Origin of the sequence: Streptomyces sp. 71268 (assembly GCF_029392895.1) — a bacterium.
Classification (GTDB): domain Bacteria; phylum Actinomycetota; class Actinomycetes; order Streptomycetales; family Streptomycetaceae; genus Streptomyces.
The window spans coordinates 296,040-316,581 of the sequence record NZ_CP114200.1; the positions used below are offsets into that span (position 1 = coordinate 296,040).

The 20,542-nt window shown below is 72.3% G+C and carries 15 protein-coding genes and 1 riboswitch; of the genes, 8 read left to right on the plus strand and 7 right to left on the minus strand.

The features are described from left to right. Nucleotides 1-3: 3 nt before the first annotated feature. From OYE22_RS00955 to OYE22_RS00970, 4 genes are read right to left on the minus strand one after another with little or no spacing between them, the layout of a single operon-like run. The gene (locus tag OYE22_RS00955) at nt 4-1,557 is read right to left on the minus strand and encodes a long-chain-fatty-acid--CoA ligase (RefSeq protein ID WP_277318588.1); all 1,554 of its coding nucleotides are present in this window, start codon (nt 1,555-1,557) and stop codon (nt 4-6) included. After that, a complete protein-coding gene (locus OYE22_RS00960; protein WP_277318589.1) occupies nt 1,554-7,922 on the minus strand; it encodes a type I polyketide synthase in 6,369 nt (2,122 codons plus the stop codon). The genes OYE22_RS00955 and OYE22_RS00960 overlap by 4 nt, the downstream gene beginning before the upstream one ends. A 39-nt stretch (nt 7,923-7,961) precedes the next feature. Then, the gene (locus OYE22_RS00965; protein ID WP_277318590.1) at nt 7,962-8,516 is read right to left on the minus strand and encodes an FcoT family thioesterase; all 555 of its coding nucleotides are present in this window, start codon (nt 8,514-8,516) and stop codon (nt 7,962-7,964) included. An 18-nt stretch (nt 8,517-8,534) separates the two neighbouring features. Next, nucleotides 8,535-9,410 (minus strand): TauD/TfdA family dioxygenase, encoded by an 876-nt coding sequence (locus OYE22_RS00970; protein ID WP_277323927.1) that lies wholly within the window; start codon nt 9,408-9,410, stop codon nt 8,535-8,537. Nucleotides 9,411-10,042: 632 nt separating this feature from the next. Here OYE22_RS00970 and OYE22_RS00975 point away from each other — a divergent pair. The 3 genes from OYE22_RS00975 to OYE22_RS00985 all read left to right on the plus strand — a co-directional run bounded on the left by OYE22_RS00975 (nt 10,043) and on the right by OYE22_RS00985 (nt 13,042). Then, nucleotides 10,043-11,068: a class I SAM-dependent methyltransferase gene (locus OYE22_RS00975; protein ID WP_277318591.1), complete on the plus strand. Its 1,026-nt coding sequence runs from the start codon at nt 10,043-10,045 to the stop codon at nt 11,066-11,068. A 502-nt stretch (nt 11,069-11,570) separates the two neighbouring features. Beyond that, nucleotides 11,571-11,724: riboswitch (cyclic di-AMP (ydaO/yuaA leader) on the plus strand. A gap of 3 nt (nt 11,725-11,727) precedes the next feature. Then, nucleotides 11,728-12,201, plus strand: a complete 474-nt coding sequence (locus tag OYE22_RS00980; RefSeq protein ID WP_277318592.1) for a C40 family peptidase — start codon at nt 11,728-11,730, stop codon at nt 12,199-12,201. 241 nt (nt 12,202-12,442) lie between these two features. Beyond that, nucleotides 12,443-13,042 carry a hypothetical protein gene (locus OYE22_RS00985; RefSeq protein ID WP_277318593.1) on the plus strand — a complete coding sequence of 200 codons (600 nt, stop codon included), beginning with the start codon at nt 12,443-12,445 and terminating at the stop codon, nt 13,040-13,042. A 144-nt stretch (nt 13,043-13,186) separates the two neighbouring features. Here OYE22_RS00985 and OYE22_RS00990 read toward each other — a convergent pair whose 3' ends face one another. Beyond that, entirely contained in the window at nt 13,187-13,813 is a 627-nt protein-coding gene (locus OYE22_RS00990) for an FMN reductase (RefSeq protein ID WP_277318594.1), read from the minus strand. A 130-nt stretch (nt 13,814-13,943) separates the two neighbouring features. Then, complete coding sequence (locus OYE22_RS00995; RefSeq protein ID WP_277318595.1) at nt 13,944-15,083, minus strand: LLM class flavin-dependent oxidoreductase; 1,140 nt, start codon at nt 15,081-15,083, stop codon at nt 13,944-13,946. 318 nt (nt 15,084-15,401) lie between these two features. On the opposite strand from OYE22_RS00995, the gene OYE22_RS01000 reads away from it, so the two are divergent. The 5 genes from OYE22_RS01000 to OYE22_RS01020 all read left to right on the plus strand — a co-directional run bounded on the left by OYE22_RS01000 (nt 15,402) and on the right by OYE22_RS01020 (nt 19,584). Further along, a complete protein-coding gene (locus tag OYE22_RS01000; protein ID WP_277323928.1) occupies nt 15,402-15,779 on the plus strand; it encodes a hypothetical protein in 378 nt (125 codons plus the stop codon). Then, nucleotides 15,779-16,513: an alpha/beta fold hydrolase gene (locus tag OYE22_RS01005; RefSeq protein ID WP_277318596.1), complete on the plus strand. Its 735-nt coding sequence runs from the start codon at nt 15,779-15,781 to the stop codon at nt 16,511-16,513. Before OYE22_RS01000 ends, OYE22_RS01005 begins: the two co-directional genes overlap by 1 nt. 520 nt (nt 16,514-17,033) lie before the next feature. Then, nucleotides 17,034-18,761, plus strand: a complete 1,728-nt coding sequence (locus OYE22_RS01010) for a SpoIIE family protein phosphatase (protein ID WP_277318597.1) — start codon at nt 17,034-17,036, stop codon at nt 18,759-18,761. Between the two features lie 293 nt (nt 18,762-19,054). Further along, nucleotides 19,055-19,270 (plus strand): hypothetical protein, encoded by a 216-nt coding sequence (locus OYE22_RS01015; protein WP_277318598.1) that lies wholly within the window; start codon nt 19,055-19,057, stop codon nt 19,268-19,270. Beyond that, a complete protein-coding gene (locus tag OYE22_RS01020) occupies nt 19,270-19,584 on the plus strand; it encodes a WhiB family transcriptional regulator (RefSeq protein WP_277318599.1) in 315 nt (104 codons plus the stop codon). Before OYE22_RS01015 ends, OYE22_RS01020 begins: the two co-directional genes overlap by 1 nt. An 88-nt stretch (nt 19,585-19,672) precedes the next feature. On the opposite strand, the gene OYE22_RS01025 is transcribed toward OYE22_RS01020, so the two are convergent. After that, complete coding sequence (locus OYE22_RS01025) at nt 19,673-20,494, minus strand: metalloregulator ArsR/SmtB family transcription factor (protein ID WP_277323929.1); 822 nt, start codon at nt 20,492-20,494, stop codon at nt 19,673-19,675. Between the last annotated feature and the right edge of the window lie 48 nt (nt 20,495-20,542).

Consider the following 20,542-nt stretch of genomic DNA (forward strand, 5'->3'; position numbering starts at 1 on the left):
TCCCTAGGCCCTCTCGCGCAGCGCGCGCCGCAGGACCTTGCCGCCGGCGTTGCGGGGCAACTCGTCCACGAACTCGTAACTGCTCGGCATCTTGTAGTCGGCGAGCCGCCCCTTGAGGAACAGCAACAGGTCCCGGGGGCTGGGCCGCTCCCCCTGGCGCGGCACCACACAGGCGTGCACCGCCTCGCCCCGCACCTGGTGCGGCACGCTGGTCACGGCGACGTCGGCGACCCCGGGGTGTCTGCTCAGGGCGTTCTCGACCTCGGCCGGGTACACGTTCTCGCCGGCGACCAGGATCACGTCCTTGATCCGGTCGCAGACGTGCACGTAGCCATCCGCGTCGACGTAGCCCGCGTCGCCGGTGTAGAGCCACCCGTCGTTCAGGGTGCGCCGGCTCTCCTCGGGGCGCTGCCAGTAGCCCTCCATCACGGCCGGGGTGTCGATGCGCAGCTCGCCGATCTCGCCGGGCCCGAGGACGGCCCCGTCCGGGCCCACGGCCTGCACCGCGACCCCCGGGTAGGGGCGGCCGGCGGCGCCGAGCCGTGGACTGCCCGGGTAGTGGTCGGCCGGCGGCAGGCACACGGCCGAGGCGCAGGTCTCGGTGAGGCCGTAGATCTGCGCGAACTCGCAGCCCATGACCTCGATGCAGCGCGCGAGCACCGACTCGGGCATGGGTGAACCGCCGTAGACGACCTTGCGCAGCCCCGCGAAGTCGGCCGGTCCCACGTCCGGCTCAGCGAGCAGGATCTGCAGCATCGAGGGCACCATCAGCGCGGTGGTCAGCCCGCCGTCGCGGATCAGCTCCATAGTCCGCTTGGCGTCGAAGCCGGGCACGAGCACGTTGGTGCAGCCGGCCCGGTAGCCGTGCAGGAACCACCAGGGCCCGCCGATGTGGTGGCCCGGCAGCAGGCTCAGGCTACGGTCGTCCTCGCGCCAGTCGAGCCAGTCGAGTTCGTGGCGGGCCAGCAGGTCGCTGATCGCCCAGAAGCTGGCCTGGCTGAGCACGACGCCCTTGGGCGCGCCCGTGGTGCCGCTGGTGTACATCTGGGCCAGTGGGTGTCGCGGGCCGGCCGAGGTGTCCGGGTCGGTGTCGGGGTGCGCGGCCGTCCAGGCCGGGAACCCGTCGCCCGCCTCGCCCTTCTCCAGCGGCACGACCAGGCGCAGCCGGTCCAGGCCGGAGCGGACGCCCTCGATGGCCGGCAGGTGCTGCTCCTCGGTGAACAGCAGCTCGGCCTGGGCGTCCCGCAGCACGTGCTCGATCTCGCCCGCGGTCAGCCGCGGATCGGCCGGTACGAGGACGACGCCGGTCTTCGCGCAGGCCAGCAGCAGGTCGTACAGGTGCTCGCCGTCGTGGCCGAGGTAGCCGATCCGGGTGCCCTGGACGGCGCCGGCCGCGAGCAGCGCGTGGGCGGTGCGGTTGCTGCGCAGGTGCAGCTCCCGGTAGGTGACGGTGCGTCCCTCGCAGGCGATGGCGAGGTGGTCGGGCCGGATCTCGGCGTGTCGGGCCGAGGCCGCGGCGATGGTACGGGGGCGCTCGCCGGCGGCGGCTGTGCTCATCGCCGTTCTCCTTCCGTGGCCGCGGTGAGCTGGCCGTCGATGAACTCGCCGAGGAGCGAGACCGAGGGGTGGTCGAAGACGCTGGAGGCGGAGAGGGGCAGCCGGAAGCACAGCTCCAGCGCGTTCTTGAGCTCCACGGCCGCCAGCGAGTCGAGGCCGACCTCGAAGAACCGGGCGTCGGGTGGCACGTCGTCGGCGCCGTCGAAGTGCAGCAGGTCGGCGATGACGCCGCGCACCACGAGCGACACCCCCTGGCGCCGCTCCGACCGGGAGAGCTGGAGCAGCGCGTCGAGGTCGACGCTGACCGCGTTCTGCTTGGCGCGGCCCACCTGGTGGTAGAGGGCGTTGGGCAGCGGCCTGGTGGCCACGCACTGGTCCCAGTCGACCTCGGCGATGGTCACCTGGGCCGGCGGCCGGTCGAGCAGCCGGATCAGCGAGCGCATGCCGACGGTGGGCTTGAAGAAGCCGAAGCCCTGGTGTTCGACGTTGGCGATGTGCTGTTCGTCCATGGTGGCGGCGAGCCCGATCTCGCCCCAGGCGCCCCAGTTGACGCTCATGCCCACCTGGCCCGCCGCGCGGCGCCGCCACATCAGCGTGTCCAGGTAGGCGTTGCCCGCCGCGTAGTTGGCCTGTCCGCGCGAGCCGAGCACGGAGGTCAGCGACGAGTATCCGATGAAGAACCGCAGCTCGGGGTGTGAGGCCGCCTCCTGGTGCAGCAGGTGGGTGCCGTAGACCTTGGCGCCGAAGACGGTGTCGATGCTCTCCCAGGTCTGCGCGGTCACCGGCGCGTCGGCCAGCACCCCGGCGGCGTGCACGATGCCGCCGAGCGGCTGGGGCCGCTCGCGCAGGGCCGCGCTGACCCGTCGTACGTCGTCGGCGACGCTCACGTTGGCGGCGTAGGCGACGACCTCGACGTCGGGGCCCAGCCGCCGCTGGAACTGGGCGAGCTCGGCCTCGGCGGGCGTGCGCCGTCCCATCAGGGAGATGTGGCGTGCGCCGAGGCTGACGAGCTTCTCCGCCGCGAGCTGTCCCAGGGAGCCGAAGCCGCCGGTGATCAGATAGGTGTGGTCGGGGCCGACCTCGGCCGGTGGGGGCTCGGGGAGTTGCTCGTCCTCGAAGGCGAGGACGGCCTTGCCGGTGAGGGCGCCACGACTGACGGCGCCCAGCGCCTCGTCGATCTCGTCGAGGGTGTAGACGGTGGTGGGCAGCGGCGCGAACTCCCCGCTGGCCACCAGCTCGGCCAGGGTGCCCAGCGCCTCCCTGGCCAGCTCAGCGGTGCGCTCGGCCGAGACGTCGGTGTAGTCGGTGTACGTCACGTCGGGCCTGGCCCGCGCGACCTCGTCCGCGCTGAGCAGGCCGACCTTGCCGAGTTCCACGAAGTGGCCGCCGGGCGCCAGGGCCCGCAGGCCCACCTGGGCGAAGTCCTTGTCCAGGTTGTTGATCAGCAGGTGTACGCCCTCGCCACCGGTGGCGCTGAGGACCTGGTCGGCGAAGTCGTGGCTGCGCGAGTTCATCACGTGCCGGACGCCCTGTTCGCGCAGGAGCGGCCACTTGTGCGGGCTCGCGGTGGCGTAGACCTCGGCCCCGGCGAGTTGCGCGAGCCGCACCGCGGCCTGTCCGACGCCGCCGGCCGCGGCGTGGATGAGGACGCGGTCGCCCTTCCTGACGCCGGCCAGGCGGTGCAGCACGTGGTGGGCGACGAGGAAGGCCGTGGGCAGCGCGGCCGCCTGGGCGTGGGTGAGGCCGACGGGCTTGCGGGTGGCCTGCGCCGATTCGACGGTCACCTGACGCCGCAGGCTACCGAGGTGGGCCACCATGACCTCGTCGCCGACCTCGAAGGAGGCCTCGGGCCCGGCCGCGACGACCTCGCCGGCGCACTCCTGGCCGAGCGGCAGCTCCAGTGGCCCGGTGCCGGCCTCCTCGGCGAAGACCCGGTGCAGCCCGAGCACGTTGAACACGTCCTTGAGCGAGAGCCCGGCCGCGCGCACCCGTACCCTGATCTCGCTGCCCCGGGGCTGCGGCTCCTCCTGGAGCGGGGCGGTGACGACCCCGGAGAACTGGCCGTACTCCTTGACGACCAGCTCGACGTCGTCGCTGGTCGGGCCGCCGACGCCGGTGTAGACGCGGCGCACGTGGCGCAGCCCGGAACGGTAGGCCACCTGGTACTCGGTGGAGTCCTTGGCGGCCCACTCGTCCAGCAGCGCCGCGTAGCCCCCGGCGGAGCGCGGTGGCAGGTCGACGAGGGTGACGCGCTGGGCGGGGTACTCGGTCCACATGACGTGGCCGAAGCCCCAGAGCGTGGCCGAGGCCCAGGTCTCGTGCTCCTGTCCCGGCTCCGGCCGGTCCCCCGGTACCCACTGTCCGCCCTCGGTGACCAGCCACAGCCGCTGGTCGCGGCCGAACCCGACCTCCTCCAGGGCGTCCCGCAGGGCGAGCAGGTCGCGGTAGTTGCGCTCGCACTCGGAGCGCAGCGACTCGTCCGGGTCCCGGCGCGGCTGCCAGAACCAGCACACGTCGGTGGGGTGCCCCTCGCGCAGCGGCCTCCCGGCCTCGGCGGCGCTGGGCACGACCGTGAGGGTGACGTTGCGTTCCTTGGCGGGCTCGGCCAGCTCGGTGACACCGTCCGGGCCCGGGCCGATGAGCAGCGCGTGCCGGGGCTCGGGGTCCGCCGCGCGCAGCGAGCGCTTGACCCAGCGCACCTCGGAGTACATGCGGTCGCGGTCCGCCGTCGCGCCCGCGACCTGGCGCAGGGTCAGCCGCTCCATGACGAACACGGGGCGGTCGCCCTCCAGGACGAGCAGGTCGAGCACGGGCCCGGGCGGCTGCTCGGGCGCCGTGTCGCCGTCCGCCGTCGCGGCCGTCGCTTCGGGGTCCGGCGTCACCAGGCGCAGCACGCTGCGGAGCGTGGCCCCGCGCGGCTTCTTCAGCAGTCGGCAGCTCCTGATCCCCACCGGCATGGCGACCACGTCGCTGTCGCCGCGCAGGGCGGCCAGCGTCTGGAAGGCGCAGTCGAGGATGGCGGGCGGCAGGTACTCGGGGCTGGCCTCGTCCTGTCCGCGCAGCTCACCGATGGCCAGGTCGGGGCCGTGGGCGGTGGCCTGGGTGAGGCCCTGGAAGAGGGGCCCGTAGTCGACGCCGATCTCGGCGAAGTCGGCGTACAGCTCGTCGGCGGTGAGTCGCGTGTGGGGCTCGCCGTCCTGCTGGGCAAGCTCGCGCAGGTGCCGCTCGGTGCCGGCGAGGGTGTCGGTGGGCTCCGCGCCGAGGACGGCGGTGACGTGGCGGCGCTCGATGGCCTCGGTGTTCGGCTCCTCGCCGGGCAGCAGGCTGACGATCTCGACGTCGGCCGTGCCGTCGGGGCGCGGGGTCCACCGGGTGCGCATCTCGACGCTGCCCTCGTCGGCGATGAGCAGCGCCTCGTGCAGGCTGACGCCGGTGATGGGCAGGTTGCTCTCGCCGAGTACGGCGTCCTGGAGGGCGATCAGCATCTCGACGTATCCGGCGCCGGGGAAGACGATCTTCCCCATCACCTTGTGGTCGGCGAGGTAGGCGGGCCGGTCGCCGCTGACGCGCGAGGTGAACTCGCGAACGCCCGCCGCGCGTTGCTCGGCCGTGGAGCTCTCCTTGCCGAGCAGCGGGTGACCGCCCGAGCCGCCGCCGGCCGTGGGCAGCGCGGCGGGGGCCGGCAGCCAGTGGCGGCGCCGGTCGAACGCGTAGGTGGGCAGGGTGATCCGGCGGCGCTCGCGCCCTCGGTGGTGTTCGGCCCAGGCCACGGGCGCGCCGGCGGTGTAGAGCTGGGCGAGCGCCTGGCGGGTGACGGTGGCGTCGGCGTCCTCGGCGTGCAGGCTGTTGAGCCAGGTGTGGCCGGCCGCGTCGTCGAGGCACTGCTTGCCCATGCCGATCAGTTCGGTGGCCGGGCCGCATTCGAGGAAGACGTGCCGGCCGCGTTCGGCGATGGCCCGCATGCCGTCGGCGAACCTGACGCCCTCGCGCAGGTGGCGGGCCCAGTAGTCGGGCGTTGAGATCTCCGCGGGGTTGGCCACCGTGCCGGTCAGGTTGGAGATCAGCGTGAACTCCGGCTCGTGGAACGTGAGTTGGGAGACGACCTCGCGCAGTTCGCGGGCCGCTTCGGCCATCAAAGGCGAGTGCGAGGCGCAGGAGACGGCGAGCCGGCGGTTCTTGATGCCCCGCTCGGTGAGCTGGCGCTCCACGAAGGCCAGCGACTCCTTGTCGCCGGACAGGACGAGTTGGCGGGTTCCGTTGACGGCGGCGATCGACAGCTCGGGGTGGCCTTCGAGGAGGCCGGAGACCTCGGCGACGGATGCCTCGACGGCGGCCATGGCACCCGGCGGTGAGGCGTCCATCAGGCGGGCCCGGGCGGCCATCAGGGTGACGGCGTCCTCCAGCGTGAACAGGCCGGCGACGGTGGCCGCGACGATCTCACCGATGCTGTGTCCCGCGAGCACGGCGGGCCGTACCCCCCACGAGAGCCACAGCTTGGCCACCGCGTACTCCAGCGCGAACAGGGCCGGCTGCATGTAGCTGATCTGGTGGATCAGCTCGGCGTCGTCGGTCTCGCCGAGAATCATGGCGCGGATCGAGCGGCCCAGGTGCGGGGCGAACAGCCGGTCGCACGCGTCCAGGTGGTCGCGGAAGACGGCGAAGCGTTCGTAGAGCGGCCGTCCCATGCCCACGTACTGTGTGCCGCCCCCGGAGAAGAGGAACGCCACCTGGGCCGCGCCGGCCGCGGGGCCGCTCTGGCCGGCCTTGGCCAGGGCGCGGTCGAGCAGCCGGGTGACGTCGTCGTGGTCGCGTACGACGCCGGCCACCCGCAGCGGGAAGTGCGCGCGGGCGACGTTGCTGGTGTAGCACAGGTCGCCGATGTCGGTGTCGGGCTGGTTGCGCAGCATCCGCTGGTAGCGCTGGATCTGCCCGGTCAGCGCGGGCGCGGACTTGGCGGACAGGGTCAGGACGTGGCCGCCTCCGTCGTCCTCGGCGACCTCGGGCTCCACGGGCTCGGGGGCCTCTTCGAGGACGACGGAGGCGATGGTGCCGGTCAGTCCGAAGGAGTTGACCAGGGCCCGCTTGGTCTCGGCCGTCCACGGGTGGGCCTTGGTGGGCACGGAGACGGGCGCCCGCTCCCAGGGGATGCGGGTGGAGGGCGTGGTGAAGTTGAGGTGCGGGAAGATGGTGGACTCGCGCATCTGGAGCGCGGTCTTGACGAGTCCCCCGATGCCCGCCGCCGATTCCATGTGCCCGATGTTGGTCTTCAGCGAACCGATGGTGACCGGGTCGCTGGGGCTGTGCGACTCGCTGAAGACCGAGGTGATCGCGCCGATCTCGATCGGGTCGCCGAGCGGGGTGCCGGTGCCGTGCGCCTCGATGTACGAGATGTCGTGCGGGCGCATCCCGGCCGCCTCAAGGGCCCTGCGCATCAGCCCCTCCTGCGCGGTGCCGTTGGGCACCATCAGGGAGCTGCTCTCGCCGTCGGAGCCGACGGCGGAGCCGCGGACCAGGGCGTAGATCCGGTCGCCGGCGCGCTGCGCGTCGGAGAGTCGCTTGAGGACGAGCGCGCCGCCGCCCTCGCTGCGGCAGTAGCCGTTGGCCGACTCGTCGAAGGTCTTGCAGCGGCCGTCGGGGGCGAGCATGTTCGACTGGCTGGCCAGGATGTAGGGGCGCGGGTTCACGATGGCGTTGACGCCGACGCACAGCGCCACGTCCGTCTCGTCCTGGCGCAGCCCCTGGGCCGCGAGGTGCACCGCGACCAGTGAGGCCGAGCAGGCGGTGTCGATGGTCATGCAGGGCCCGCGCCAGCCGAGGAAGTAGGACAGCCGGCCGGAGACGGCGCTGAGCGCCGCGCCGGTGGGCATGTAGCTGTTCAGCTCCTCGTGCGCGTACGCGCCCATCTCGCCCGCGTAGTCCGTGTTGCTGACGGCGACGTACACCCCGCCACGGCCGTGGCGCAGCGGGCTGGGGTCGATGCCGGCGTCCTCCAGGGCCTCCCAGGCGGTCTCCAGGGTGAGCCGCTGCTGGGGGTCGATGTAGTCGGCTTCCTTGGGCGAGACGTTGTAGAACTTCGCGTCGAACTGGTCGATGCGGTCCAGGAACCCGCCGCGCTCGCAGCGGATGACGCCCTTGGCCTCCGGGTCGTCGGAGGTGAGGCCCTCCGGGTCCCACCGGTCGGTGGGCAGCTCGCGCAGTCCGGACTGGCCGGTGCGCAGGAATTCGGCGAATTCGTCCGGCGCGTTGCTGCCGCCGGGAATGCGGAGTCCGATGCCGACGATGGCGATGGGTTCGGGTGCGGTGCCGGGCGCCGCGGGGTCGGAATTCGTGGCGCGTTCCCGCGTTTCGGTGTCGTGAGGTGACATGGCTCCTGCTCTGAAGTTCACACAGTCCGTGCCGGGCATTTACGCGGCCCGAGTTCGCGTCGTCCGCACGGCGAGCCGCACGCCGCCGTGACAGGCGGGCATTTCCTCTTCGCCGTAGCGGCACAGCGTGCTGACGAGGGCGATCGAGCCGTCGTCGCCGTCGCGTTCGTCGATTCCGACGACGTCGATCTCTCCCCAGAAACCGCGCCCGCGCATGGCACGCCGAAAGGTGCTGCGGAAGTCGACGATGAGGATGTCGGGGAGTTGCCTGTCCCAGAACTCGTCGAGCGTCCAGGTGCTGAACGGCCACATGACGCGTTCTTTCACGGACTTCGCCAGCAGGTAGTAGACGAGCTGGTTGAAGCACAGGTTGAACTCGACCGAGTTGAAGTGACCGGTGTCGTCGATGTAGCACGACTCGGGAATGCTGAATTCCCCGCGCGCGCTGACCCGCCCACCGTCTCGGGGTTCGCCCTGGCGCGTGACGGTGGCACTCTTGAGGTATCGACAGTGGGGTTTGTACGGGGTGAGGACCCGCTCAAGCAGTCGCCCGTCGCTGCCGTACTCGACGGACCGCGGTGCGGCGGGGGTCATGAGATCCACTGCGTCCCCTCAGCGACCGTCGGCCGTCTGCTGGGCGCCGATGCCGGCGTAGAACTCGTACTCGTCGTGCACGGTGACCCGGTGCGAGACGGTGGGCTCGGGCTTGACCGTGTGGCGGGCGCAGTGCACGAGGCTACGGTTGTCCCAGACGAGGAGGTCGCCCTTGTCAAAGGTCTGCAGGTGGATGTTCTCGTGCTGGAAGGTCGGGTCGGACTGGCCGACGGCGGCGAGCAGTTCCCGCAGCAGCCCGTCGGGCAGCGGCGTGCCGTCGGCCTGCTGGAGTTCGTAGGTGAACGCCTCGCTGATGTACAGCAGCGGCTCGCCGGTGACCGGGTGCGGGAAGACCGTGGGGTGGGTGACCGCCGGGGTCTGCTCCTCGATCTCGGCGAGCACCTCGGTGATCGGTCGGTACACGTCGTCGGGGCGGATCTTGAAGTACCGCCGGACGCTGTTGCGGCTGCGCGTCCCCGCGATGGCGTTCTTCATCTCCCGGGGCAGCTTCTGGTACGCCTTGCCCATGTCGATGAAGTAGGTGCCGCGGTTTTCCCGGGGTACCACCTGGGGGTAGATGAGCGTCAGCCCGAACGGCCGGGCCATGAACGAGTAGTCGTGGTGCCAGAACTTGCCGGTCTGCGGCACGCCGATTTGCTGGCCGGATTCCCGCACATTCGAGGAAACGAAGATTTCCTTGTGCTCCGGGTGGTGGTACATGGGCTGGTAGTAGGTCTCGACCTCACCCAGCCGCCGCCCGAAGGTGACGAATTCGGCGGGCGAGAGGTGTTGCTCCTTCAAGACCACGATCTTGTTCCGGTAGACCTTTTCCTTGAGCGCGACGAGATCCTCGTCCGGAGCGTTCAGAACGTCGAGCTCCAGAGCCACGCCCATGGCGGCGTCCGTTTGTGGTGCGGTGGTCATATTCTCCCCCAGCGGCGAGCCGGTTGGTTTAACAATGCACTGGCTCTACCACCGTTCAGCAGCGGGCTTAGGGCAACCTTGCAGCTCGCTGAAACGGAGGGGTGATCTCACCAACAGGCGTTCGGGGGGCAGGTGAGCGGATGCCGCCTTTTGCCTTGGGCCGTATGGGCCGTGCCCCAGTCGGCGCACCCGGACGCGACCGGACTATATGTCACCCGTACGAGTGGACCAGGGGTTCAGCGGCGCGACGCCGCGCCGACGCCTTGGGCAGGCCAATCACCTCGGAGTTCGGTGCGCCGGGGCGCGCGGGAGCGGAAGGGCGGGCGCGCAGCGGGCAGTGCGATCGGCGAATTCCCTGATACACCTGTCCCCTGCGCCGGATCAGCGCGCGACGTGTGGACGCGTGGGGCGTTGGGCAGTCAGTCCCCCAGCGCACGCCCGCCGCCATCCTCTTCACCCGCGATAGCCGCCCGATCCGCGTGCCACCCGCCACTGCGCCACCGGACCCCGGGGCGCGGGTGTGTCCCCCGGCCCGTTCCGCGCCGGCCCAGCGCCGTTCGCGCGTACGCCGCCCACCACCCAGCACAGATGAGGAACTCCCCGTGAAGATCCGAACGTTCACCAAGCTGGTGCGCAGCAATCACCTCTCACTGGCCATGCGGATGCCGCGGGAGCTCGCCGGCCCCGCGTACCGCGCCTCGTTCCTGGCCGCGGCCGCCAACAGTGGCGTGCTGCGCCATCTCGCGCGGCAACCGCTCGACGCGCCCGCGCTCGCCGACGAGCTGGGCATGCACGGTGAGGAGCAACTGCTCGGCGTCTGGCTCGACATGGGAGTGCGGCTCGGAGAACTCGGCTCGCGCGGCGGGCGCTACCGGCTGCGCGGCCGCCTGGCCAAGTCGCTGGCGCGGCCGGAGGCGGACGCCTACGTGGCGCTGCTCGAACAGCTCATGCGCTTCCACGCCCCACTGCTCCTGGACGCCCCCGACATGCTGCGCGAAGGGCGTCGGGTGTCGATCGCCGACCAGGACGGCGCGCTCATCGCCCGCTCGTCCCGTGTCCTCGAACCCGCCGTGCAGGGCGTGGTGGAGCAGCAGGTCGACCGGAACTCACCGGTCCGGCTCCTGGAGGTGGGCTGCGGCAGCGGCACCTACGTACGGCACGCCGCCTCGCTCAACCCTCGGCTGACGGCCGTGGCGATCGACCTGCAGGACGAGGTGGTGGCGCAGGCGCAGGCGAACCTGGACAAGTGGAACCTGTCCGACCGGGTGGAGGTCGTCCGCAGCGACCTGCGGACGTACTCGACGGAGCAGAAGTTCGACCTGGTCACGCTGCACAACAACATCTACTACTTCCCCCACGGTGAGCGGACCAAGGTGCTGGAGCGGGCGCGCTCGTTTCTGATGCCCGGCGGCAAGCTGCTCCTGACGACGAGTTGCCAGGGTGGCGGCCCGGGCATGGAGATGCTGAACCTGTGGTGCGCGTACGCCGACTTCGCCGGCCCGCTGCCGCGCCCGGCCGAGCTGTTGGGGCAGATGCGGGACGCGGGCTTCACACAGGTGCGCTCCCGCCGCCTGGTGCCCGGCGAGGAGTTCCGGGCCTTCGTCGGCACCTGCCCCTTCGACGACTAGCCTCACGCGTTCGACGGCTTGCCCCAGACGCAGGCGGCGGGCCGGGAACGGCCGGCGGTGGCGGAGACACACGGTCATCGCCATCCCGCCGCCACCGTGACACCACGCCACCGTCACCCCGCGCCTCCGGTGTCGCGCGGCGCCGGGTCGCCGACGGCCGGCCGTGCGCGCGGATTGACGTCGCGTCACGGCACACCGCCGCGCGCGCCGCGAACCCGGGGGTGGTGGGCGGCTGCCTGGCCCACAGCCTGGTCACGCCCTGGAACCTCTGCGTCCGGTTCGGCGTTTTCGCAGTTCAGAGCGGGTTTGCGCGACTCGTATGGGGGATGAGACCGACCGCGGTTCTGTGTCACCAGCGAAGGTGAAGAAGTTCACATACGGCCCTTTCGGCTGCGAATTCGGGCCGTGGATGACGCAGTATCCCTATCCGACACCACCAAGCCCCCGTCACCACGGCGGGGCGGTCCGGGCGGACGCCGAGTCCTGCCGCCGCGCGGGCCCAGTGAGAAGAACACGAAATCGGCAGGAACGGGAGACCCAGGCACGACGGGCCACGAAGTCGGTGGCCCTTGGGGTGAAGCCACGCGAGTGGCCGGGCAACTTCGCCAGTCCGAACCCGACAGGTCATCTTTCGCAGGCGGATGACGAAGGGCTTTCGTATGTCCGCGCAGCCACGCATACCCTCGATCGCCACGCGCATCGGCACCGCTTCGGCCCTCACCGCCACGGTGCTGGCCGGTTCCTCGTTCGTCCCCGCCCTGACGACCGATGCGCAGGCGGCGACGGCCTCCGGCAAGGCGCTCAAGATCGCCGCCGGCAAGAAGGGCGCACCCTACAAGTACGGGGCGGTCGGCCCGCACCGGTTCGACTGCTCGGGGTTGACGCTCTACTCGTTCAAGAAGGCGGGCAAGAAGCTGCCGCGCACGGCGGCGGCCCAGTACAACAAGACCCGCCACCTGTCCAAGAGCTCGCGCAAGGCGGGTGACCTGGTCTTCTTCCACTCCGGGCGGAACGTCTACCACGTGGGCATCTACGCCGGGAAGAACAAGATCTGGCACGCGCCCAAGCCTGGCAAGTCGGTGCGGCTGGAGAAGATCTGGACCAACAAGGTCTGGTACGGCCGCGTCCGCTGACCATGACGGGTGGGTCGGGGCGCCGGGCGGGCGATGCCGCGCCGCGCCCCGACCCCACGACCCTGGGACGAGAGGGGTGTGGGGACGAGAGCCGCCCTACGGGCCGGTTCCGGGTCGATGTCACCAAGCCGAGTGATGTTGCCATCGAGTACGTCACCCGCAGGGAGCAATCCCCGTTGTCCTCACGTGCCGACCGAATCACGGTCAGCCTGATCCACGAGGACGAGTCATGATGCGAGGAATGACGGGGGTTGCCGTCGTCGCAGCGGCGCTGGCGTGCGCGGTGACGCCGGCCCAGGCTGGTGAGGCAGCCAAGCCCATCAAGAACGGCAAGGCCGAGTTCTGCCTGAGCAAGCCCGCCGCCAAGCAGCTTGCCAAGGCGAAGGTCACGCTGGCCGCCACGGGGGCCGCTCGGATCACCGGCAAGCAGCGCCAGTGCGTGTCCCTCCCGCTGGTCGAGGGCACGAGGGACTACGCGAAGTTGCAGGGCGGTGTCACGTTTCGTGACAAGGACGACCGTCTCGACCTCACCAAGATCTACAACTACGTGAACAAGTCCTCGCGGACCCAGGCGCACGCCTCGGTCAACCGGGCCAAGGCGCAGCCGGTGCGGTTCCTGACCTACACCATCAAGCGGGAGAACGCGAAGGTCACGCAGAAGCAGGTCAAGGCGGTCAACGTGCGGACCGCGCTGACTCCCGAGGGCGAGAAGCTGCTCAAGAAGACCTTCGGCAAGTCGCCGGTGCGCAAGGGCGACCACCTCTTCACGCTCAACGCGGTCGCCGACATGCCGAGGCTCGCCCCGGACACACTCGGTGACCTGCTCGACCTGCTGCGCTGAACCGAGGGCTGAACCCGGGACGCGGAGCGCCCCGGACCACGGCAGGTGAACCACGGCGGCCGATCGGCTCCACGGATGCCGCCGACACGCCACATGGCGTGTCGGCGGCATCCGTGCGTACGGCGCCCCGGCGCCTGCGCGCCGTCAGGCTCCGCGCACCGCGGCCAGTTGCTGGGCGAAGGGGACGACCTCGTCGTCGTCCTGGTGCGGCACGGACGGGGCGTCGACCAGCAGGCCGGCGAGTTGGCGTGCGGCGCGGTCGATTCGCTCGCTCAGCCCGTCGGTACGGCCGTCCCCGGCCGCGCCCCAGTCCTCGGAGGCGGCGTAGACGCCGGTGGGCACGGTGACGGCGCGCAGGTAACCGAAGAGCGGGCGCAGCGCGTGGTCGAGGACCAGGGAGTGGCGGGCCGTGCCGCCGGTCGCCGCGATCAGCACGGGCTTGTCGACCAGCGCCTCGTTGTCCAGCACGTCGAAGAACGACTTGAACAGGCCGCTGTAGGAGGCGGTGAACACGGGCGTGACCGCAATCAGCGCGTCGGCGCGGGTCACCGCGTCGAGGGCGGCGCGCAGCGCGGTGCCCGGGAAGCCGGTGACCATGTGCTGGGCGATGGCGGTGGCCAGCTCACGCAGTTCGACCACCTGGACCTCGACCGGCCGGCCGGCGTCCGCGAGCTGTCGCTGGGCGGCCGTGGCCAGCCGGTCGGCCAGCAGCCGGGTGGAGGACGGCTGGCTCAGCCCGGCGGTGACGGCCACCAGGTGCAGGGGCTTCATGTGGTGTCTCCTGGGGTGGGGTTGCGGGGTGGTGTGGGGCCGGAGGGCGTACGGGACCGGCGGGTGCCGGGGGCGGCGCCGCAGGCGGGCTGTGGGTGAGCCCGCCGGCGGGCGCCGCGTCCGGTGGTGGTCAGGCCGGGGTGTCCGTGCCGGGCCGCCCGGTGTGCTCGCCGGCCTTGGCCGCGCCGTCGGCCTCGGCGGTGGCCCGGGCGACCAGGGCCGCGTGCGTCGGGCCGTCCGGCACCTCGGCGGGGCGGCCGGCGGCGAACTCGCGGCGCAGCACCGGGACCACTTCCTCGCCGAGCAGGTCGAGCTGTTCCAGGACGGTCTTCAGCGGCAGGCCGGCGTGGTCCATCAGGAACAGCTGGCGCTGGTAGTCGCCGAAGGACTCGCGGAAGGTCAGCGTCTTGTCGATGACCTCCTGCGGGCTGCCCACGGTCAGCGGCGTCTGCTCGGTGAACTCCTCCAGCGAGGGACCGTGCCCGTACACCGGCGCGTTGTCGAAGTAGGGCCGGAACTCGCGCACGGCGTCCTGCGAGTTCTTGCGCATGAACACCTGCCCGCCGAGCCCGACGACGGCCTGTTCCGGGGTGCCGTGACCGTAGTGGGCGAAGCGCCGCCGGTAGAGGTCGATCAGCCGGATGAAGTGCTCCTTGGGCCAGAAGATGTTGTTGGCGAAGAAGCCGTCTCCGTAGTACGCGGCCTGCTCGGCGATCTCCGGGCTGCGGATCGAGCCGTGCCAGACGAACGGCGCGACGCCGTCCAGCGGGCGGGGCGTGGAGGTGAAGCCCTGCAAGGGGGTACGGAACTTGCCCTCCCAGTCGACCACGTCCTCGCGCCAGAGCTGGTGCAGCAGCGCGTAGTTCTCGATGGCCAGCGGGATGCCCTGCCGGATGTCCTGGCCGAACCAGGGGTAGACCGGGCCGGTGTTGCCGCGGCCGAGCATGAGGTCGACCCGGCCGTCCGCCAGGTGCTGGAGCATCGCGAAGTCCTCGGCGATCTTCACCGGGTCGTTCGTGGTGATCAGCGTGGTGGAGGTGGACAGGATCAGCCGCTCGGTCTGGGCGGCGATGTAGCCGAGCATGGTGGTCGGCGAGGACGGGACGAAGGGCGGGTTGTGGTGCTCGCCGGTCGCGAAGACGTCGAGGCCGACCTCCTCGGCCTTGCGCGCGATGGCGACCATCGCCTTGATCCGCTCGTACTCGCTCGGCGTGCTCCCGTTCGTCGGGTCCGTGGTGACGTCGCCGACCGTGAAGATCCCGAACTGCATGTCGCTCCACCTCTTCCGTTGCCCGGGGGCCATCCTCCGAGCCGTTGGTTCAATATTCAACCATCCCCGTCAACCAGGTGCCCCACCGCCCTATTCCCCCACTCCTCAGCCGTGCCCGCCAGGGCGGACGGCCGCCCGCTCGACACCGGCGCGACGCCCCGGCGGGGGCGCTGCCGGGGGTCTCGCCGCCGCGTACGTACGCCGCCCGCACCCGCTGCGACCGGCGCCGCGTACGGTGTGGGATGACGGCCGATGGCGCCGTGGCCGGGCGGCCACCACGGCCGGACGAGCTGGGACGTGGAGAGGGTGATGGGCAGGATGCGGGTGGGTCTGCTACGGACGGTGGGCGCGGCCACCGCGCTCTACGGCCTCGCGGTCACGGCGCGGCCCGATCTGTTGGCCAAGCCCTCCGGGCTGACCGGGCCCGACGGGACGGTGGCCCCCGACACGCGGGTCTCGCTGCGGCCACTGGCGTGGCGGGACGCGGTCAGCGGGCTGGCCATGGTGGTGGCCCCGGAGGGCCCCGCCCTGCGAGCGGCCACCGCCGTGCGCATCGCCGCCGACTTCGGTGACGCCGCGCTGCTCGGCCTGACCCTGCCGGAGCGCGACCGGCGCCTTGCGGCCGTGGCCGTCTCGGTGGGCTGGGGCGCGCTCTCCGTGGCGGGGCTGCTCGGCGGGGGCCGGGGGAGGCCGTGATGTCGCGTTCGTTCCTCAGCCGCGAGACCGGGGCGGCGCTGGTGCTGCGCCCGTCGCCCACGCCGCCGCGAGCGGCGGTCGTGCTGCTGCACGGCGGGCGCGAGGAGGGCCTTGAGCCGCCGCCCGCGCTCAACCTGCCCGGCGCGCGCATGCTGCCCTTCGCCCGGTCCATCGCGCGGGCGACCGCCGAGCACCGGGTGGCGTTGGGGAGCGTGCGCTACCGGCACCGTGGCTGGAACGGCGAGCGCGATGACGCGGCCGAGGACGCCCAGCGGGCCCTGGACGAGCTGGTGGCGCTGCACGGGCCGGTGCCCGTGGTGCTGGTCGGGCACTCCATGGGCGGCCGTGCGGCGCTGCGGGCCGCCGCCGCGCCCCAGGTGCAGGCCGTGGTGGGGCTCGCGCCGTGGTGTCCGGAGGGTGAGCCGGTGGACCACCTCGCCGGCAAGCGGGTGGTCCTGCTGCACGGCGAGCGGGACCGGATCACGGCGCCGGCCGACTCGCGACGGTTGACGGAACGGGCCCGGCGGGCCGGCGCCGACGCCTGCACGCTGCTGCTGCCGGACGGCGAGCACGCCATGGTGCGCCGGGCCGCGGCCTGGCACTCGCTGACCACCCGGGTGGTCAGCGGCCTGCTCGGGCTGGCGCCGCTGCCCCCCGTGGTGGCCGACGCGCTGTCCTCGGCCACGAACGCGACGGCCGCAGTCCCGGCCCCCGAGGCCCTTCGCCAGGCGTGAGCCATGCGGCGTGCGGCTCCGGGCACGTGGGCGGTGCGCGGGGCCGGCGCACCGGCGTGACCGGGGGAATCACCCGCTGACGCCCGGGTGCCGGTCGGGCCGATCGCCCATAAGGTAGCGCCAGGGCGTGCGGGAACCTGGCTGAGCGCGATGGGTCCCGCCGGTGGCACAGCCCTGGGCGGGGTGCCCGGGTGCGGCCTGCCGCCGACCCTCCAGCACGGCGCGGGGAACGAAGGTGCGAGAGACGGTGCGGACATCGCCACGAAACGGCCCACGGCCGGAGTGGGGTTCGCGCCCGCCGGCCCCGTTCCCCTCGCCCAGGCGCGCGGTGCGTGCTGCGGCGCCCCGCGCCCGCCGGTCACCCGCCAGCGCCGCTCCCCCTCGCCCGCCGTGGTGAGGTGCGCCGTTTGCCGTCGGCGGTGGCATGGAACGGACGACATGCCAGGTCGTACCGGGCGGTGAGCCGGCTGGGGGCTAGAGTCGGCGACCCAACAGCGCGTGGCGGGCAGCTCACGGCGCGGTGGACAAGGAGGAGACGGACGTGGAGCAGGGCGTCGAGGAGGACACGGCGAGCGGTCAGCTCGGGTGGCTTAATGAGGCCAGCGTGCGTATCGGGACCACCCTCGACCTGGTCTCCACCTCGCAGGAGCTCGCCGACTTCACCGTCCCCCGCTTCGCCGACGCGGCAGCCGTCGACCTGCTGGAGTCGGTGCTGCACGGCGAGGAGGGCGCGCACCCCGGCTATCAGGGGCGCCCGGCCACGCGGGCCATGGCGGTCGCCGCCATCGACGCGCTCACCACGCTGGAGCCGGACCCGGTGGGTGAGTTGAGCACCGTCAACGTGGACCAGTTCGCCACCATCTGCCTGACGCTCGGCAAGCCGATCCTCGTCAGCCCCATCCAGCCCGACGAGTACGTGCGCATCGCCCCCACCGTCCGGGCCGCGGAGCTGCTGCGCCGCGCCGGCGTGCACAGCTATCTGGTGGTCCCGCTCATCGCGCGGGGCGTGCTGCTCGGCGCGGCCGACTTCCTCCGGGTGGGTGACCGGGCGCCCTTCAGCGCGGCCGACCTCGAACTGGCCACGCAACTCGCCTCCAGGGCGGCCCTGTTCGTCGACAACGCGCGGCTCTACGAACGCGAGCGCGAGCACGTGGTCGCCCTGCAGCGCAGCCTGTTGCCGCGCGCCACGCCGGTCACCCCGGGCCTGACGGTGAGCCACTGCTACGCGCCGACGGCCGACCCGAGCGGCGTCGGCGGCGACTGGTACGACATCGCGTCACTGCCGGGCGGGCGCACGGCGCTCGTGGTCGGCGACGTGATGGGGCACGGCCTCTCGGCGGCCGCCACGATGGGCCGGCTGCGCGCCGTGGGGCGGACCCTGATGGCGATGGACATGGCCCCCGACCGCGTCCTGGCCCGCCTCGACCTGGCCGCCCGCGACCTGGAGGAGGACCAGGTCGCCACCTGCCTGTGCGCCGTCTACGACCCGGCCGACGCGAGCTTCACCGTGGTCAGTGCCGGGCACCCGCTGCCGATGCTGATCGCCCCGGACGGCTCGGCCTCGTTCGTGGAGGTGCCGGTCGGCGCCCCGATCGGCGCGGGCGTCATCCCGTACGACGCGTTGCGGGTCCCGGTCGAGCCGGGCAGCCGCCTGGTGCTGTACACCGACGGCCTGGTCAAGTCGCGTACGCGGGACATCGACGTCCAGTTGGACCGGCTGTTGGGCTCCGCGCCGGCGTTGCGGTTCGCGCATTTCGACGCGGCGGCCCTGAGCGACTTCGCGCCGGCCGGCACCGAGCGCTTCGACGAGGCGGTGCTGCTGGTGGCGGCGGCCCGGCCGGCGACCCGGGCGAACGGGCTGCGGGTGTGGGACCTGCCGGCCGACGGGTCGGCGGCCGGCGCGGCCCGCAAGCACGTCCGCGAGCAGCTCGGCCTCTGGCACCTGGACGACCTCGCGGACGTCACGGAGCTGGTCGTCAGCGAGCTGGTGGGCAACGCGCTGCGCTACGGCGACGGCCCCGGCCAGCTGCGGTTGCTCTGTCACGACCGGCTCCTCGTGGAGGTCTCGGACACCGGCCCCGACCTGCCACAGATCCAGCACGCCTCGCTGAGCGACGAGGGCGGCCGGGGCCTGCAACTGATCAACATGCTGTGCCGGCGCTGGGGCTCGTGCCGCACCGAGACGGGCAAGGTGGTCTGGGCTGAGCAGGACATGCCGTCCGGTATGAACGGCCCCCCGCTGCCCTGACGGCGACGACGCGGGCCCGCGGCCCACAGCGGTGCCCTCTCCCGCCCGGCCCGTCGGCCCGGCGACCGACCCGCGGCAACGCCCCGTACACCTCTGGTAGGTGACGCCCCGTCAGGCGCGCCCGGCCCTCGGCACGCGCACACGGGGTGGTCATCCCGCTGGGTGCGTGCCGTTTACCCGTGGCGGGTCTGGGGACCCGATCAGGGTTCGGTGGTCAGGGCGCGGGCGGCAGTCGCCGCGTCCCTCGCCGCCGGAGAGCGAAGCCAGCCATCGAGGGATGAGGAGGCCATGCCATGACCTATCGCGTGAGCCGGGAGGTCGACCAGCCAGCGGGCGCCGGAGTGCCACCGTCGCTCCGGGCGGACTCGGCCGGGGGCCGGGCCGTGCCACACGGCCGGCCGGAGCGAGCCATCGGGCGGGGCGTGACGGCGCCCGGGGAGCGCGCCGAGGCGCGCCGCGTCCTGGCTGACGGCTCGTCGGAGTCGCACATCGTGCGGGGCGAGGACTGATGGCCGTGACGCGCGAGGAGACGGTCGCGGGCTCGGCCCACACCGCCTGGTCACAGGAGCCGGGCGAGGAGTGGTGGCGGCGGGCCGCGTGCGCGTACGAGGACCCGGAGCTGTTCTTCCCAGTCGGTGCCGCGAGCGCGCGCACGCTCCAGCAGGAGCGGGAGGCCAAGGCCGTGTGCGCCCGCTGCCCGGTGGTCCGCGCCTGCCGGGACTGGGCCATGGCCACCGAGCAGACACACGGCATCTGGGGCGGCGTCGGCGAGCGGGAACGCGCCCTGGCGCTGCGTGGCGCGCGGCGTCACCGGGCCCGGTGACGCCGCGGCGGGTGGCGGGTCGCCGTCGTGGGCGGTCGCCCGCCCCGCCCGGGGCCGTGGCGTACGGGCGAGGCGCGCGGGCGGCGCGTCAGGCGGGGGACGAGGACGCGGGGGCGTACCGCCGGCCGCCCTCCAGCAGGGTCTTCACCTCGGACAGGATGAGCGTCCAGCCGACGGAGACGGACGCGAGCATGACGCTGTCGGGGCTGTCGAACTCGTCGTGAACGAGGGTCAGCTTGGTGCCCGCCGCCGGCTCCTCGGCCGGCTCCAGGGTGAAGGTGACCCGGGAGCGCTCCTTGGCCGCCTCGGCGAACTCCTCGTCGGAGGTGATGCCCACCATCTCGCGGTGCTCCGGCTGGAGCCGGTGCCAGGTGTAGGACAGCCGCTTGCCGGGCTCCGCCGCCAGGACGCGCTGCCCGTAGTCGTGGAACTCCCCGTTCGGGTCCATCTTCCACTCCACCGCGGAGCCGACCTGCCAGTCGGAGCGCGGACCGGTGCCGCCCATGTAGTCGGCGATGAGTTCGGGGTCGGTCAGCGCGCGGTAGATCTTTTCGGGCGTGCTGTGGATGTAGATGACGTACTCGTGGGCGGGCTTGCTCATCCTGCGTCCCTCCGGGGTCTGCTGGGGGTGGGAGAGTGTCGCTGGCCGTCCGTGGTCGTACCGGCCGATCCAGTGGTCGGCCAGTTCCCGGATCGGCACCGGGTTGAGGTAGTGCAGCTTCTCCCGGCCGTGCCGGACGGTGTTGACCAGGCGCGCGGCCTCCAGCACCGCCAGGTGTTTGCTCACGGCCTGCCGGCTCATCGCCAGGCCCTCGCCCAGCTCGCGCAGGCTCTGGCCGCCGCGTTGGTCGAGTCGGTCCAGCAGCAGCCTGCGGTTCGCGTCGGCGAGCGCCTTGAACACCTCGTCCATCGTCACCCCCGACGGGACGATAGGCAACCTTCTGGTTGCGTGTCTATC